Origin of the sequence: Corynebacterium sp. Marseille-P4611, assembly GCF_916618765.1 — a bacterium.
GTDB lineage: Bacteria > Actinomycetota > Actinomycetes > Mycobacteriales > Mycobacteriaceae > Corynebacterium > Corynebacterium marquesiae.
The window spans coordinates 217,153-232,731 of sequence record NZ_CAKAKD010000001.1; the positions used below are offsets into that span (position 1 = coordinate 217,153).

Consider the following 15,579-nt stretch of genomic DNA (forward strand, 5'->3'; position numbering starts at 1 on the left):
TCTTGCCAAGCATGACGACGAAATACGATAACTCCAATTCCAACTGGTCCTTCGCTACCCGCTCCGTGCACGCGGGCCAAAACCTCGACGGGCACCACAACGCCCGCAATGTGCCGATTTACCAGACCACTTCCTACGTTTTTAACGATGCCGAGCACGCGGCCAACCGCTTCAATCTTTCCGACGCCGGCCCCATCTACACCCGCCTGACCAACCCCACCCAGGACGCGCTGGAAGAGCGCCTCGCTTCCCTCGAGGGCGGCGTCGCGGCCGTCGCCTTCGCTTCGGGCCAGGCCGCCGAGACCGCGGCGATTTTGAACCTCGCCTCGACCGGCGACCACATCGTGACCTCCCCGCGCCTCTACGGCGGCACCTCCACCCTCTTTACCGTCACTCTCAAGCGCCTAGGCATCGATGTCACCCTCGTCGAGGACCCGGATGACCCGCAATCCTGGCAAGATGCCGTCCAGCCGAATACCAAGGCCTTCTACGGCGAGACCTTTGGCAACCCCGTGGCCGATGTCCTCGATATCCCGGCCATCGCCGAGGTCGCCCACAACAACCAGGTCCCGCTCATCGTGGATAACACCATCGCCACCGCCGCCCTCGCCCGGCCGCTGGACCTCGGCGCGGACATCGTCGTGGTCTCCACCACCAAGTTCTACACCGGCAATGGCTCGGCCATCGGCGGCGCGATTATCGACGGCGGCTCTTTCGACTGGACCGTCACCCGCAACGGCGAGCCTGTATTCCCCTACTTCGTCACCCCAGATGAGGCCTACCACGGCCTGAAGTACGCCGACCTTGGCGCCCCAGCTTTCGCGCTCAAGGCCCGCGCCGGCCTGCTGCGCGATACCGGCGCCGCCATCTCCCCCTTCAACGCCTGGCTTACGCTGAACGGAATCGAGACGGTGGGGCTGCGCGTCGAAAAGCACAATGCCAATGCCCAGGCCGTTGCCGAGTACCTGGAAGGCCACGCCAAGGTCACCAAGGTCAACTACGCCGGCCTGAATTCTTCACCGTACAAGGCCACCAAGGAAAAGCTCGGCTACGCCTATACCGGCTCCGTGCTCTCCTTCGACATCGACGGCGGCCGCGAGGAAGCCTGGGCGTTTATCGACGCCCTCAAGCTCCACTCCAACCTCGCCAATATCGGCGATACCCGCTCCCTGGCCGTGCACCCGGCAACCACTACGCACTCCCAGTCCGACGAGCCTGCGCTTGCCGCGGCCGGCATCACCCAGTCCACCATCCGTCTGTCCGTTGGCATCGAGCACATCGATGACATCATCGCGGACCTCGAGCTGGGCTTTAGCGCGCTGGCATGAAGCTAGTTAGCATCGGCGACTTCCACACCGAAGCCGGCGCCACGCTTGCCGACGCCCACATTGCCTACCACCGCTTCGGCCACCTCCTCGGCGATCCCCACGGCCGCAATAACGTCATTGTGGTTGAACACGCCTTGACCGGTGATTCGAATGTGGCCGAGTGGTGGGCCGATCTGGTCGGCCCCGGCAAGGCGCTAGATACGACGAAGTGGTGCGTTATCGCCACCAACGCACTGGGCGGCTGCGGCGGCTCCACCGGCCCTGCCTCCCCGCACCCAGACGACGGCCGCGCCTGGGGCTCGCGCTTCCCCGCGCTGTCGGTGCGCGACCTCGTTGCGGCCGAGCGCGCCGCGCTCCGCGAGCTCGGCATCACCCACGTCCACGCCATCATTGGCGGTTCGATGGGCGGCGCGCGCACGCTGGAGTGGACGCTGATGTACCCCGAGGCCGTTGATGCGGCCTGCGTCATTGCCGTATCGGCCCGCGCTTCCGCCTGGCAGATTGGCATCCAGTCGGCGCAAATCGCGGCCATCGAGCAGGATTCCTTCTGGCATGGCGGAGACTACTACGCCTCCGCGCAGCGCCCGCGCGAGGGGCTGGCGGCCGCGCGTCGCATTGCACACCTGACGTATCGCGGCGAGCAGGAAATCGACGAGCGCTTCGGCGTCCAGGCCCAGACCGGCGAGAATCCGCTCGGGCCCTACCGGCGCCGCAATGAGCGCTTTGCCGTCAACTCCTACCTCGACTATCAGGGCATCAAGCTGGCCGATCGCTTTGACGCCGGCTCCTACGTCACCCTCACCGAGGCGCTCAACCGCCACGATATCGGCCGCGGCCGCGGCGGCCTCAACCGCGCGCTGGGCTCATCGGAAGTGCCGACCATGGTCGTCGGCGTGGACACGGATATCTTGTACCCGTATCACCAGCAAGAACACATCTCGCGCAACCTCGGCAACCTGCTGGCGATGGCGAAGATTGTCTCCCCTGTAGGCCACGACGCTTTTCTTACCGAGTCACGCCAGATGGATCGCATCTTGCGCAATTTCCTCACGCTTTCCCAACCGGACCCGGGCATCGATTCTGCGGCGGGCGATCCCACCGAGTACTCGATTTAAAGGCTCGCTGCATCTGAGATCGCCGAAGCCGCGCAGCGCGCACTAACTATAAGCGGTGCGGCACGCTGCGCTGGGGTTATGGCTTGACGCGGCGGGACGGGATCAGCCGTCTTCGGGCGGTGTGGCCCAGGGCGGTCGCCAGACGATACCTTCGCCGGGGCGGCGCTCGAGCCGGCCGCGGCGCGGCGGCGCATTGGGGTCATCATCATTGACCCCGTTGTGATACTTGCAGGCCATGGTGAGGTTCTCGGGATTCGTGTCCCCGCCGAGCAGCCACGGGGTGAGGTGGTGGACTTGGCATTCATCCGCCGGCGTATGGCAGTCGGGCCACGGACATACAGGATTTTCCGCCATCGCCATCTGGCGTTGCTTCCATGTAGCCCGGCGCCGCGATTGATAGAGGTTTACGGGGCCGGTGACGGGGTGGATGAGGGTGATAAGGCCGACGTCGGAAAGCGCCCGGCGGGCAAGGTCCGCACCGGAGATTTGCGCGCCATTGGTCAGCTGCAGGGTGACGTCCTCGCCGTGGGTAACTTTGACCATCTCATTGAGGGTGAGCACCACATTGGTGGTGATCGTGGAGGCGGCGGCTCCCTGGGAAAAGACGCGGCGGGCATCGGCGACGGTGGAGACATGGTTGTTAATCTCTGCCACCAGTTCGGACTCGGCGGTAATGGTCAGCGTCCACAGGTCGTCGCGGCGGCGGGTTAGGCGCACGCCCTCAGAGCGCTTGGTGGTACGCTCCTCGCGCACCAGGCGGCGGGCGCGCTTTTCAATCTCGCTGCTAGCAACGCGCAGGGCGCAGAGTTCCTCGCGCAGCGCCCAGGCCGCACGCTGGGTTTTCATCTTCTGGGCGTAGTGCTCGATGATTTTTAGCGCGTCGAGCGGCAGCGTGGTGCGGCGGGCGGTGCGCTGCTTGGCGCGAAAGGAGGTTCGGCCGAAGTAGGTATCGGCAAGGCGGGCAAACTCGGCGGCTTCGCGGTCGCTAAAGCCCTTATCGACGAGCTCTTCTACCGACAGCCCAGCACACTCCTCGATGAGCACCATCGGGGAGTTCACGGCTGTCAGGTAGGTCGAAATCATGGCCCTGAGCCTAAGCGGGCCGCGCAACCCGACGCGCGGTGGCGGGCGCTGGCCTGTGGATAACCGCCGGAACTACACCTTTTAGGGCCGAGATGGGTGATGGTTCTACAAAAGCCTGTGGATAACTAGCTGCCGAGCGAGTCTACCGAAAAGGCCAGAAAGGCCATCACGGCGCCGAGCAGGCCGGTAAAGCAGGCGTCGAAGCGGCGCGAGCGCACCGCCAGCACGCCGACGCGGCTGGAATCGCAGGTAAGCCGGACCACGGTGAGCCACAGCAGGGAGAGGCCGAGGAGGAACGTGGCCCGGCGCCAGTACTCGAAAACTGCGTAACCGCCGGAGACGACCACGCCGGCCACGAAGATGCCGATAGCCGCCCACTGCGCGGCGGGCGGCAGCGGGGAGGGCGCGAGGCCGGCGTCGTGCGGGTTGTCTAGATTCACGCCAACTTTTCCGCGCGCTCGACGATATTGCGCACCAAGAAGGCACGGGTCAGCGGGCCGACGCCGCCCGGGTTCGGCGAGACGAATCCGGCCTTGTCCCAGCAGTCTGGGTGGATGTCGCCGGTGAGCTTGCCGTCGACGCGGGAGACTCCGACGTCGAGAAGCGCGGCGCCTTCCTTAATCATGTCCGCGGTGAGCATGTGGGGCTGGCCGGCGGCGGCGATGACGATATCGGCCTCGCGGGTCTCGGCGGCCAGGTCCTTGGTGCCGGTGTGGCACAGGGTGACGGTGGAGTTCTCGCTGCGGCGGGTAAGCATCAGGCCAATAGGGCGACCCACGGTCACGCCGCGGCCGATGACCACGGTTTTGGCGCCGTCAAGTTCAACGCCGAAGCGGCGCAGCAGGTGCAGGCAGCCGTTCGGGGTGCACGGCAGGGGCGCCTCCTCGTTGAGCACGAGCTTGCCCAGGTTAACCGGGTGCAAGCCATCGGCATCCTTTTCGGGGTCGATGCGCTCGAGGATGGCGTTTTCATCCAGGTGCTTCGGCAGCGGGAGCTGGACGATGTAGCCGGTGCAGGCGTCATCGGCGTTGAGCTCATCAATGACGGCCTCGAGTTCTTCCTGCGTAATATCGGCCGGCAAGTCCTTGCGGATGGAATTGATGCCGAGCTTTTCGCAGTCGCGGTGCTTCATCTTCACATAGGATTGGGAGCCTGGATCCTCGCCTACGAGGACAGTGGCGAGGCCGGGGGTAATCCCCTTCTCCTTCAGCGCGGACACGCGCTGGGCAAGGTCGGAAAAAATCTCGTCGCGGTACAGTGTGCCATCTAGTTTGGTAGCGCTCATAGCCACCATCCTAGACTGAAGGCATGAGCCAGCTGCACATTGTCTTTGATAACCCAGTCATCCCTACTAATACGGGCAACGCCATCCGTACGGCCGCGGTGACGGGCGCGAGCTTGCACCTGATTGAGCCGCTGGGCTTTAATTTCGACGATAAGCACTTAAAGCGCGCTGGACTGGATTATCACGATCTGGCCGATGTGCAGATTCACAAGGATTTTCAGGCCTGCATGGACGCGCTGCCGGGGGCGCGCGTATTCGCGTTTACCACGCATACGGATAAGTGGTTTACGGATATCGAATACCAGGAGGGCGATGTCCTTCTCTTCGGTACGGAGCCGACTGGCCTGCCGGAGGAGCATATTAACCATCCGCGCGTGACGGACCGCGTGCGCATTCCGATGGTGCCGGCTAGGCGCTCGATGAACCTGTCGAATTCGGCGTCGACGGCCGTATTCGAGGCGTGGCGCCAGCTGGGTTTTAACGGGGCGGTTTAAGCCCTGGCAGCTGGCGGGAGCGCAGGCGGGCAAGGAGTGCGGTGGCGTCGGCAAGCGTGAGGTTGCGCGCGGCCATGCGCACGGGCCCCTGGACTAGGTCGAGGTCGACGGTGGCTAGGCCGAGCGCCTGGGAAATCGGCCCGCGGCGGTAGGTGAGCTCCTGGATATGGGAGGTGTGGATGGCCTTGACGCGGCGGTTGAGCCGGCCGTTGCGCACGATGACGTAGTCGCCGATGAGCGCGACGGTTTGCTGGCGGTAGTCCAGCGGGGAGACCCACTTGGCGCGGGCCGGCGAGGCGTAGGTGGGGGCGGCGTCGGCCGGGAGGAATTGCCGAGCTTGGGCGAGGGTGCCCACCGGCAGGATGCGGGTGGAGCCAGAAGCCTTGCCGCTTGCCGACGCCCCATATCCCGCCACCGAAACCCTCACCTCGTACCAGCCCAGCGGCCGCCAGAGGAAGGGCTGAGTAATTTGTACGGCGTGGATGCGGTCGAGGCGGATGCTTTGGCGGCGGCGATCGGCCAGGCCGTAGGTGATATTGAGTACCTCGCCGTCGGTGCGGGCGGTATAACGCCAGGAAGAATCGAGCACGTTCCAGGCGTTGGGCAGCGCGCCGACGAGGATGGGCAGCGCGGCCGAGAGCGGCAGCCGCGTAACCACAACGAGGATAAGGAAGCCGACGAGGAAAAGCGTGGAGGTGCGCAGCGCGGCCGCCACAAGGGAACGGGCGATCGGAATTTCGGGCACGAGGGTCGGTTCTTCGGCCGGCGGGGCGGGTGTTGGGGCGCTGGTCAAGTCGGCTGCGGTTGCGTCGATGTCAGTGTCCGCGGCCGGTGCGGGTGCGCCGTGGACGCGGGCGAGGATGTCCTCGCGCAGGGCTTCGGCGTCGGCCTTTTTGAGGTAGGCGATTTCGATGACGGATGATTGGCCGCCGGCGGTTTCTACGCGCACGGCCGCTAGCCGGAAAAGGCGTGCGATGACGGGTTCGACGACGTCGACGGCCTGGGTGCGGTCATAGCGCGCGGTGCGCAGTTGGGTGGAAAAGAGTCCGCGGCGCAGGGATAGCTCGTCCGCGCCGAGCTGGTAGCCCATGCGGCGCCACCACAGGCCGGAGGCGAGCCACACGACCGCGCAGACCGCAACGAACCCGGCGATCGCAATGGCGGTATCGCGCAGGGCCTCACCGCGGTGCTCGCCAGTGATGAAGGCAAAGATATCGCGCAGGGCTTCCAGGTTGACGTTGAGGGCGAAGGCCGCGATGAGGGCCAGGATCACTGACCACAGGCGCAGCAGCGGGGTAAGTCGGTGGACGCGGCGGAAACTTGGCTGGGTGCTCATAGGCCGCTCATCCGTTCGCGGGCTTGGTGGGCAAGGCGGGTACGGAGGGCGTCGGCAAGCGGGGCCTCCAAGCCCTTAATGGTGGCGTCCGTGCTGGCCGAGGCCGTGTGGAGCTGCAGCTTTTTCAGCCCGAGGGCGCGGTCGATGGGCCCGGAGGTCACGTCGACGAATTGGATACGGCCGTAAGGCACCACGGTAAAGGAATGCCAGAGCTTGCCGCGAGTGATAAGCAGCTCATCGTCGGTTTCGAGCCAGCCCATGTTGCGCACCTGGGCGGGGATGAGCCAGAGCAGCCAGAAGAATAGGGCGACGAAGACACCGGCCGCCCAGTAGAACCACGGGGTCCACCAGAAACCTGCCGCACCGGCGGCCGCGGCGAGGACAATCATCCAGCTCAGGTGGTGGATATAGCGCGAGGTCACCAGGCGTGGCGAGACGGGATTCATTTCTTCGCTCATAGTTATTGACAGTATCAATCGGGCCATACCCTTGCGCCACTTATCGGTAATCGATATTATCGAATTACGACAACATCGAGAGTCGATAAACAATCGGCGGAAAGGATTGTCATGACCACCCCACAACCCACCTCCAAGGCCGAGCGCCGCGAAATTAACACAGCGGCCACCATCAGCCTCTTTACCATCGTCATCCTGGGCCCCACCTATCTGCGCGACCTTGCCACCGGACGCTTTTCCACCGCACTGAGCGCAGCCATCCCAGAAGGCCTAAGCAAACACAACCTCGACGGCGGACCATTCTGGATGCTCACCGCAGCGCTCGTCGTTAAGATTGCGGCTATTTTGATCATCGCGTTCTTTACCTACCGTCTGGTCAAGCCTATGCTTCGCGGGCAGGTCTTCACCACGAAAAATATTCGCTTCCTCAATGGAATGACCATCGGAATCCTAATCTGGTTTATCGGACGCTTCCCGCTCGAAGGTATGGGCAACAACTGGGCCTCTTCACAGCTAGGGATCGACTGGTGGTCCAGCCAGAGCGGAACGTCATTTGGCGAGCTCACACTGCTCTACCTCTTTGTCTGCGCCCTACAGCTCTTCTCAGCCGCCATCAAGCGCGGCTGCAAGCTAGAAGAGGAGGTCGAAGGACTTGTCTGAGCCACAAGGACCCCAGGTAGTCTGCCACCTCGACCAAATAATGGAAGAGCGCGGCATAACCGGAGCGGCACTCGCTAAAGAAGTAGGCATCACCCCAGTCAACCTCTCTGTCCTCAAGAATAATCGCGCCAAAGCCGTACGCTTTAGCACTCTCGCGGCGCTGTGTGCGGCGCTGGACTGCCAGCCGGGAGATATCTTCGGCGTCGAATAGCAACCCTTGCCAGGGCGTTGGGTTTATGCAATACTTTGACTCATGTCCCCAAAGAAGAAGCCCTCCGCACCCATTTATAACCGGGTCCGCGTGCTGCGCGCCGAGCGGGACATGTCGCGCGCGCAGCTGGCTGAGGCCATCGACGTCAATCCCCAGACCGTCGGAGCCCTCGAGCGCGGGGACCACTCCCCCAGCCTGGACCTAGCCTTTCGCGTCTGCGAAGTCTTTGACCTTCCGGTGGAGGCTATCTTTTCCCGCCAGGAATTTGCCCCTATGTCCACTGAAATCTATAGGAAGAATTCCTAATGGCTACCACAATTCCCGCCTCCGTTTCCCGCCGCAAGCGCTTGATCCTAGCCGGCGATATTTTTCTCGGCCTGGCCATCGTGGCGGCGGCCCTGCACTTTTTCGCGCTTGGCTTGTCTAATCTGCTGTGGCCGATAGCCGGCATTGCGGCGACCACGTGCACCACGTGGCTGCGCCAGTCCATTCGGCACCTCGACGTTCCCACTACGGAGATGGACGAGTACGAGCTGCGTCTGCATACCGACGCCCGCGACAAAGGCCTGAAAACCGCATTGGCCACGGCCATAGTGCTCTTCCTCGTCGCCGGCGCCACCGCATTTGGTCTGCGCTTCTCCGGCGCGGAGCAGGTTGCGGTAGAGGAAGCGACCTCGGGGGCCAATATCGCCATCTTCTTTGCCAAGCTCATCTATATCCAGCTGCTGTGGATTCCGTTTGCGGTAGCCAAGGAATTGGCCAATAAGCTCAACGCGGACGAGCTGCGCAGCGGCGGCAACTAGCGGAAGTCACGGGAGCCGCGGGAGAGGAATTCGCCAAAGTCCAACGGCTCGAGCTTATCTGCGACCACGCTGACCGCGCCGGTGGCATTTTGTACGATGCCGCGGATGATCATTGCCCGGGCGGTGCGGGCCAGAACTTTGTGCCGCGACCACAATCCGGGTGAGACCATCACGTTCATCAGGCCGGTTTCATCCTCCACACCCAAAAAGGTCAGGCCAGATGCGGTACGCGGGCGCTGGCGGTGGGTAATAATGCCGGCAATGCGCACGCGGGTGCCATCGGGGACATGGGGGAGCTGGGAGGCAGGGAGGACGTCGGCAAGCGAGGCACGCACCAGCTCCATCGGCTGCTGGTTATGGGTCACGCCGGTGGAAGCGACGTCGGTAGCCATAAGCTCGAAGGCGGACATACCGGGCAGGTGCGGTGCAGCCAGCGCGGAAGTGCCAGGCAGCATGCCTTCGCGCTCGGTGGCGGCAACGCCGGCCTGCCACAGCGCTTGCCGACGATCCAACCCCAGACACTCCAGCGCCCCGGCCGTAGCCAGCGCTTCCACCTGCTCCACGCTGAGATCCGCCCGGCGCGAAAGATCGGACACGCTAGTAAAAGGCGCGGCCGCCTCCACGCGCTCGGCGGCAGACTCCCCCAGCCCCTTGATGAGGTTCAGGCCCAACCGAATCTCGCCCGACCTTGTCGCCCGGGCCTGCGCACCAGAATCATTGATACTCACCGGCAGCACCCGCACACCGTGGCGCCGAGCATCCTGGATGAGCGACTGCGGGGAATAGAAACCCATCGGCTGCGCACGCAGCAATCCCACGCAGAATTCCGCCGGGTAGTGGTACTTAAACCACGCGGAAAAATACACCAGCGAGGCAAAGGACTGCGAGTGGGATTCCGGGAAGCCATAGGCGGCGAAGGCCACGATTTTTGCCCAAAGCTTATCCGCTACCTCACCCTCGATACCGTTGGTCTCGCGCAGGCCGGCAAAGAAGCAGCTGCGCAGCGCGGCCATCTTTTCCGGGGAGCGCTTCGAGCCCATGGCGCGGCGCAGGTCATCGGCCTCGGCACCAGAGAAGCCGGCGGCGTCGACAGCGATCTGCATCAACTGCTCCTGGAAGAGCGGGATGCCTAACGTCTTGCCCAGGGATTTTTCCAGCACCGGATGGTCATAGGTCACCCCTTCAAGGCCATCGCGGCGGCGCAGGTAGGGGTGCACGGACCCGCCCTGGATAGGGCCGGGGCGAATGAGCGCGACCTCGACCACCAAGTCAAAGAAGCGGCGCGGCTTCAGGCGCGGCAGCGTGGCTAGCTGCGCACGGGATTCCACCTGGAAGACGCCCACCGCATCGGCGCGGCAGAGCATGTCATAAACTTCCGGCTCGGCAAGGTCGAGCTCCCACAGGTGCACCTCGCGGCCGGTGGTGGCGCGCACGGCGTCGATCATGTGGTGCAGCGCCTCCAACATGCCCAGGCCCAAAAGGTCGAATTTCACTAGGCCGGCGGCCGCACAATCGTCCTTATCCCATTGCAATACGGAGCGATTTTCCATGCGTGCCCATTCCATGGGCACGACGTCCGCGATGGGGCGGTCACACAGCACCATGCCGCCGGAGTGGATGCCCAGGTGGCGGGGCTGTCCGAGGAATTGCTCGGCCAAAGATGAGACCTCAGCAGGCGGTTCGGAGGCACCCTTCGACCACGCATCGGCCGATCCCTGCGGGTAGCCTAGCGCGCGGGCGGCATCGCGGGTAGCCCCCTTGCGGCGATAGGTAATGACATTGGCCACCTGCGCGGCGCGATCACGGCCGTGGGTGCGGTAAACATACTGGATGACTTCCTCGCGGCGGCCGGACTCGATGTCGATATCAATATCGGGCGGACCATCGCGGTCCGGGGAGAGAAAGCGCTCGAAAAGCAGCTGCGCGGAGATGGGCTCGGCGTTGGTAATGCCCAGCGCAAAGCACACCGCGGAGTTGGCGGCCGAGCCACGGCCTTGGCACAGAATATTCTCGCGGCGGCAAAAATCCACCAGGTCGCACACAATCAGGAAGTAGCCAGGAAAGCCCAGCTGCTTGATGACGCCCAGTTCATGTCGAATCTGTTTCCTTGCTGCCTGCCGGATCTCGGCCGGGCGCGAAGCATAGCGGCCCTTGGCGCGGCGCCAGACCTCGTGCTCCAGCCAGCTCATTTCGGTATGCCCCTCCGGCACCGGAAAATGCGGCAGGTTGGGTGCGAGGGCATCCCAGGTAAAGGAGCACTCGCGGGCGAGCGCCACGGTTTCGGCGATGAGCTCCGGCCGATCTGGCAAGAGTTGCGCCATCTGCTCGCCGGATCGCAGCCAGCCAGCTCCCATGGGGTGGGCGTGCGGCGCGGCGGCCGCGAGGGATTCGCGCCGGGCCAGGGCACGCTTGGCGGCGGCGAGCCGAGCTTGGTCGCGGGTCGCGGCCGCGGGCCGTGCGGTTGCGATGGCCCGCAGGTTATTGTATTTATCGAGGAAACGGTGCCGATCCGCATCCTCGGGGGACATGCTGCACGAATATTCGAGAACTATGCTGTCTATTTTTATTCTTTCGAGCAAGTTATCGATTTCTGCTAGCACCTCCGGCCCCACCAGAAAGAAGCACTCCCCTTCCAGTTCGCGCGCCACCTCATCCAAGGGCGGATAAGCCACGCGATCCTTCTCCCCCGCCTCCATCCGGGCGCGCGCGATGAGGCGCGACAGGCGGCGATACCCCTCCGGGGTGCGCGCCAGCACGGTCACCGAACCCTCCGCGAGCGATAGCTCCGCGCCATATACAGCCGGAAGGCCCGCTTTAGCTGCGGCTTCAGCAAATTTCATCAGGCCATAAAAACCATCGCGGTCCACGATGGCCAGCCCCTCAAGCCCCAACTCCACAGCCCGGGCCACCAGTTCCTCCGGCTCGGCAGCGCCGTCAAGAAAACTATAGGAACTTACCGCGTGCAGCTCCGCAAAGGGCACGGCGGAGTGACCGCGCTGGGCAGGAACCGTTGGTCCGTGAAGGTGATCCACCGGCACGGGCGCAGCAGATTCACGACCGGAGAGAATGCGCTCCACCCGCGACCACGACAATGCCCTTCCGCCATTAAATTTCACTCCAGACAGCGTAATATCGAATCATTGTTCTAGACAAGCTGGTGGGGCGTGATGCCCGCAATAGACAAAGCGGTTCGCTGATTGCTAAGTTGCTAAACAAGCAAATTATTTCAACTCCTACAAGAAGGGGATTCCCCATGCAGATCCGTCGCGTAGTGGCTGCTACCGCCGCCGTAACCATCGCCGCCACCAGCCTGGTGGCATGCTCTTCCGACTCCGATGACTCCAAGACCATCACAGTCGGCACCACCGATGACGCAAAGAAGGCTTGGGTAGCGTTCGAGCAGGAAGCAAAGAACGCAGGCTATGACATCGATATCCAGCCTTTCGCGGATTACAACACCCCGAACCAGGCTCTGGACCAAGGCGAGCTGAATACCAATAACTTCCAGCACCTGAAGTTCTTGGCGGAGTATAACCACGGCAACGGCACCAACCTGGTGCCTATCGTGGCTACCGAGATCGTTCCGCTGGCACTGTTCTGGAAGGACCACGACTCCCTCGACGGCATCGAGGGCGAAGAGGTCGCCATTCCGAATGACTCCACCAACCAGGCTCGCGCCATCAACGTGCTGGTTCAGGCCGACCTTCTCACTCTGAAGGACAAGGAGAACCTGGAGCCCACCCCGCTGGACATTGATGAAGAGAAGTCCAAGGTCAAGGTCACCCCGGTAGATGCGGCACAGACCACGTCCGCACACGGAGAGGGCACCCCGGCGATTATCAATAACTCCTTCCTGGAACGCGCCGGCATCGACCCAGCCACCGCCATCTTCCAGGACGACCCGAACTCTGAAGAGGCAGAGCCGTACATCAATGTCTTCGCCGTTCGCGAGGAAGACGCCGATAACGAAGACATCAAGAAGCTCGCCGAGCTATGGCACACCGACGCCGTCCAGGAGGGCGTCGACGAAGACTCCGCCGGTACCTCCGTCGAGGTGGAGCGCAGCCAGGAGGATCTGCAGAAGATCCTAGATAAGCTCGAAGCAGATCTGGACTAATCACCCTTGCTTTTACCCCGCCGGAGCCCCCGGCGGGGTTTGGCACTTTCCTAGCTAAGGACGCAAACACGTGGCAGATTCCACTCAACGCGGCACCCGCATCGAGTTCCGCGAGATCACCAAGGTCTTTAAACAGAAAAAGGCACGAGTCAAGGCCCTCGACAATGTCTCCATGACCATCGAGCCCGGCGAAATCGTCGGCATCATTGGCTATTCCGGCGCCGGCAAGTCCACCCTCGTGCGCATGATCAACGGCCTGGACACCCCGTCCGCCGGCGAGCTGTTGCTCGACGAGACCAATATCGTTGGCATGTCCGAGAAGAAGCTGCGCGGCATTCGTCGCAATATCGGCATGATCTTCCAGCAGTTCAACCTGATGAACTCGCGCACCGCGGCCGGCAATATTGAATACCCGCTGCAGCTGCAGGGCGTCGGCAAGCAAGAGCGCGCCCAGCGCGTGCAAGAACTGCTGGACTTCGTCGGCCTGGGAGACAAAGGCAAGAGCTACCCGGAGCAACTCTCCGGCGGCCAGAAGCAGCGCGTTGGCATTGCCCGTGCGCTGGCCACCAACCCTTCGCTGCTGCTTGCCGACGAAGCCACTTCCGCCCTCGACCCCACCACCACGCAGGAAGTCCTCGACCTGCTGCGCCGGGTGAACAAGGAATTCGGCATCACCATCGTCGTTATTACCCACGAGATGGAAGTCGTACGCTCCATCGCCGATAAGGTCGCCGTGATGGAAAACGGCCGCGTAGTAGAACAAGGCAGCGTCTACGAAGTCTTCTCCAACCCGCAGACCTCCGTGGCCGCCAAGTTCGTGGCCACCTCGCTGCGCAACGAACCCGACGTCGTCGAAACCGACGACCTGCTCGCGCACGAAGGCCGCCTGTTTACCATCAACCTCACCGAGGAATCCGGCTTCTTCACCGCCGCCGCTCGGCTTAAGGAAGCCGGCGTGTCCATCGCCGTCGTCCACGGCGGTATCACCACGCTGCAGCAGCATTCCTTTGGCAAGCTGACCGTGCGACTCAGCGGCGATAATAACGCCATCGAAGAGTTCTACCGCACGCTTTCTACCACCACCCAGATTGAGGAGATTGCACGATGACCGTCACCACCCTCGCCCAAGCCAACTGGGACCGCCTCGGCCCTTCACTAGCCGAGGCCATCGTCGATACCCTCATCATGGTCTCGACCACCCTCATCATCTCCGGCATCCTCGGCCTTGGCCTGGGCATGCTGCTCTATACCACGCGCACGGGCGGCATCCTGCAAAACCGGTTTGTCTATTTCATAGTCAACCTGCTGGTGAACTTCGTCCGCCCCATCCCGTTCATCATCTTGCTGGCTTTTGCTCAGCCACTGACCGTCATGGTGATGGGCGGTTCCATCGGCCGCGGACCGGCCACCTTCGTCATGGTCATCGCCGCGACCTTCTCCGTGGCCCGCGTGGTGGAACAAAACCTCGTGTCCATCGATCCCGGAGTTATCGAGGCCGCCCGCTCCATGGGCGCCTCGCCGTGGAAGATCATTACCTCCGTTATCGTCCCAGAGGCCCTCGGCCCGCTGATTCTGGGCTACACCTTCCTGTTCATCGCCATCGTGGATATGTCCGCTATGGCCGGCTACGTCGGCGGCGGCGGCTTGGGCGACTTTGCCATCGTCTACGGCTACCGCGCCTTCGAGTGGGAAGTCACCGTCGTGGCCACGCTCATCATCATCGTGCTGGTGCAGGCCGCCCAGTTCTTTGGCAACTGGCTATCCTCCAAGGTCATGCGCCGCTAGCCCCCGCTTGCCGACGCCGCCTTCGCGCAGCCTACCCCGCGACCGGCTCCACGCCGGTCGCTACGATGGCTTGGCCTTTCTTCGGCGCATCGCCGCACGAGGAGACCACGCCTTCTACCTCGCGCTCCTCGAGCGCCACGCGCCAGCGCCGGCCGTCAGCGTGGCTGACCTCGCCGCCGTCGGTGGCGGTGAGCTGGCCATAGGAGAGGTTCTCGCCGGCGTCGATAAGCGAGCGGGCCACCGCCAACTCCGCCACCTGGCCGCGCGGGCCGAAAATACCGCGCCCGCGATTCGCCGGGTAGAAATACTTCCCCTTCGCCGCCGCCGCAATCATCTGCGCGGCGGCTTCTTTATTCATGCGGCCAAAGGAATAGGCCCATGGCATGAGCATGACCGACGGCGCGAACCGGTGCCCCTTCGTGTGCGAGGTCTCCCACACCATATCCGGGTAATCCGCCACCAGATCCGCGGCCAGCGGCCGGCCCTTGACCGCACAACACGTATCGCGCTTCGCATGCGTACACACCAGCACCAACGGCGTATCCAAAGTGCCGCCCCCATTGCAGCCAGGCCCGGTCAGGTCCAGATCGAGGATTTTCTCCGGGCCCGTCAGCAGCACGAGTTCCATCACGCCCTGCTCGGCCCACACCAGGTAGCAGCGGTGCATCTTGCCTACCTGGCGGCCGTCGCGGCCCGGCCGGCGGATAAGCTGCAGCCCCGCCATTCCCTTCAGCTTGGCCTTGAGTTGCGCCGTGAGCTCCGGTCCAAAAGTATCGCCGTCGAGCACGTCTCGCGACCATCCGCCCGGCCACTCGAAAAGCACATAGACGGATTCCTTCTTCGCCGTGCCTGGCAGCGGCTCTACCTGGATATCTGAACAGAACTCGGTCATATACCTAAGCCT

General features: G+C 63.4%; 17 protein-coding genes. 10 read left to right on the top strand and 7 right to left on the bottom strand.

Features of this window, described 5'->3' with window-relative positions; translation table 11 throughout:
- The first annotated feature begins 11 nt into the window (after window positions 1-11).
- Together LG376_RS01035 and LG376_RS01040 are read left to right on the top strand one after the other, a co-directional pair.
- Window positions 12-1,328: an O-acetylhomoserine/O-acetylserine sulfhydrylase gene (locus LG376_RS01035; RefSeq protein WP_225745919.1), complete on the top strand. Its 1,317-nt coding sequence runs from the start codon at window positions 12-14 to the stop codon at window positions 1,326-1,328.
- Window positions 1,325-2,443, top strand: coding sequence for a homoserine O-acetyltransferase (locus tag LG376_RS01040; protein WP_225745920.1), 1,119 nt, complete (start codon window positions 1,325-1,327; stop codon window positions 2,441-2,443). The genes LG376_RS01035 and LG376_RS01040 overlap by 4 nt, the downstream gene beginning before the upstream one ends.
- A 102-nt stretch (window positions 2,444-2,545) precedes the next feature.
- On the opposite strand, the gene LG376_RS01045 is transcribed toward LG376_RS01040, so the two are convergent.
- The 3 genes from LG376_RS01045 to LG376_RS01055 all read right to left on the bottom strand — a co-directional run bounded on the left by LG376_RS01045 (window position 2,546) and on the right by LG376_RS01055 (window position 4,811).
- Window positions 2,546-3,526 carry an HNH endonuclease signature motif containing protein gene (locus tag LG376_RS01045; protein WP_225745921.1) on the bottom strand — a complete coding sequence of 327 codons (981 nt, stop codon included), beginning with the start codon at window positions 3,524-3,526 and terminating at the stop codon, window positions 2,546-2,548.
- 125 nt (window positions 3,527-3,651) lie between these two features.
- Entirely contained in the window at window positions 3,652-3,966 is a 315-nt protein-coding gene (locus LG376_RS01050; protein ID WP_225745922.1) for a DUF3017 domain-containing protein, read from the bottom strand.
- The gene (locus LG376_RS01055) at window positions 3,963-4,811 is read right to left on the bottom strand and encodes a bifunctional methylenetetrahydrofolate dehydrogenase/methenyltetrahydrofolate cyclohydrolase (RefSeq protein ID WP_225745923.1); all 849 of its coding nucleotides are present in this window, start codon (window positions 4,809-4,811) and stop codon (window positions 3,963-3,965) included. Before LG376_RS01055 ends, LG376_RS01050 begins: the two co-directional genes overlap by 4 nt.
- Before the next feature lie 23 nt (window positions 4,812-4,834).
- Between LG376_RS01055 and LG376_RS01060 the strand changes: the two genes are divergently transcribed.
- A complete protein-coding gene (locus LG376_RS01060) occupies window positions 4,835-5,305 on the top strand; it encodes a tRNA (cytidine(34)-2'-O)-methyltransferase (protein ID WP_005322648.1) in 471 nt (156 codons plus the stop codon).
- Here LG376_RS01060 and LG376_RS01065 read toward each other — a convergent pair.
- Window positions 5,289-6,641, bottom strand: a complete 1,353-nt coding sequence (locus LG376_RS01065) for a PH domain-containing protein (RefSeq protein WP_225745924.1) — start codon at window positions 6,639-6,641, stop codon at window positions 5,289-5,291. The two genes, LG376_RS01060 and LG376_RS01065, sit on opposite strands and share 17 nt — an antisense overlap.
- Window positions 6,638-7,099: a PH domain-containing protein gene (locus LG376_RS01070; RefSeq protein ID WP_225745925.1), complete on the bottom strand. Its 462-nt coding sequence runs from the start codon at window positions 7,097-7,099 to the stop codon at window positions 6,638-6,640. The genes LG376_RS01065 and LG376_RS01070 overlap by 4 nt, the downstream gene beginning before the upstream one ends.
- Window positions 7,100-7,210: 111 nt before the next feature.
- Here LG376_RS01070 and LG376_RS01075 point away from each other — a divergent pair, with 111 nt between their 5' ends.
- From LG376_RS01075 to LG376_RS01090, 4 genes are read left to right on the top strand one after another with little or no spacing between them, the layout of a single operon-like run.
- On the top strand, window positions 7,211-7,759 hold the full coding sequence (locus LG376_RS01075) for a hypothetical protein (RefSeq protein WP_225745926.1): 549 nt from the start codon (window positions 7,211-7,213) through the stop codon (window positions 7,757-7,759).
- A complete protein-coding gene (locus LG376_RS01080; RefSeq protein ID WP_255632123.1) occupies window positions 7,752-7,970 on the top strand; it encodes a helix-turn-helix transcriptional regulator in 219 nt (72 codons plus the stop codon). Before LG376_RS01075 ends, LG376_RS01080 begins: the two co-directional genes overlap by 8 nt.
- Before the next feature lie 42 nt (window positions 7,971-8,012).
- Complete coding sequence (locus LG376_RS01085; protein ID WP_005322660.1) at window positions 8,013-8,276, top strand: helix-turn-helix transcriptional regulator; 264 nt, start codon at window positions 8,013-8,015, stop codon at window positions 8,274-8,276.
- On the top strand, window positions 8,276-8,773 hold the full coding sequence (locus tag LG376_RS01090; protein WP_225745927.1) for a hypothetical protein: 498 nt from the start codon (window positions 8,276-8,278) through the stop codon (window positions 8,771-8,773). Before LG376_RS01085 ends, LG376_RS01090 begins: the two co-directional genes overlap by 1 nt.
- On the opposite strand, the gene LG376_RS01095 is transcribed toward LG376_RS01090, so the two are convergent.
- Window positions 8,770-11,889 (bottom strand): error-prone DNA polymerase, encoded by a 3,120-nt coding sequence (locus tag LG376_RS01095; RefSeq protein ID WP_225745928.1) that lies wholly within the window; start codon window positions 11,887-11,889, stop codon window positions 8,770-8,772. The genes LG376_RS01090 and LG376_RS01095 overlap by 4 nt on opposite strands.
- Window positions 11,890-12,026: 137 nt before the next feature.
- Between LG376_RS01095 and LG376_RS01100 the strand changes: the two genes are divergently transcribed.
- From LG376_RS01100 to LG376_RS01110, 3 genes are all read left to right on the top strand, one after another.
- A complete protein-coding gene (locus tag LG376_RS01100) occupies window positions 12,027-12,890 on the top strand; it encodes a MetQ/NlpA family ABC transporter substrate-binding protein (protein ID WP_225745929.1) in 864 nt (287 codons plus the stop codon).
- A 70-nt stretch (window positions 12,891-12,960) separates the two neighbouring features.
- A complete protein-coding gene (locus LG376_RS01105) occupies window positions 12,961-13,998 on the top strand; it encodes a methionine ABC transporter ATP-binding protein (protein ID WP_225745930.1) in 1,038 nt (345 codons plus the stop codon).
- Window positions 13,995-14,675 (top strand): methionine ABC transporter permease, encoded by a 681-nt coding sequence (locus LG376_RS01110; protein ID WP_049378924.1) that lies wholly within the window; start codon window positions 13,995-13,997, stop codon window positions 14,673-14,675. Before LG376_RS01105 ends, LG376_RS01110 begins: the two co-directional genes overlap by 4 nt.
- A 31-nt stretch (window positions 14,676-14,706) precedes the next feature.
- On the opposite strand, the gene LG376_RS01115 is transcribed toward LG376_RS01110, so the two are convergent.
- Window positions 14,707-15,567, bottom strand: a complete 861-nt coding sequence (locus LG376_RS01115; RefSeq protein WP_225745931.1) for a sucrase ferredoxin — start codon at window positions 15,565-15,567, stop codon at window positions 14,707-14,709.
- Between the last annotated feature and the right edge of the window lie 12 nt (window positions 15,568-15,579).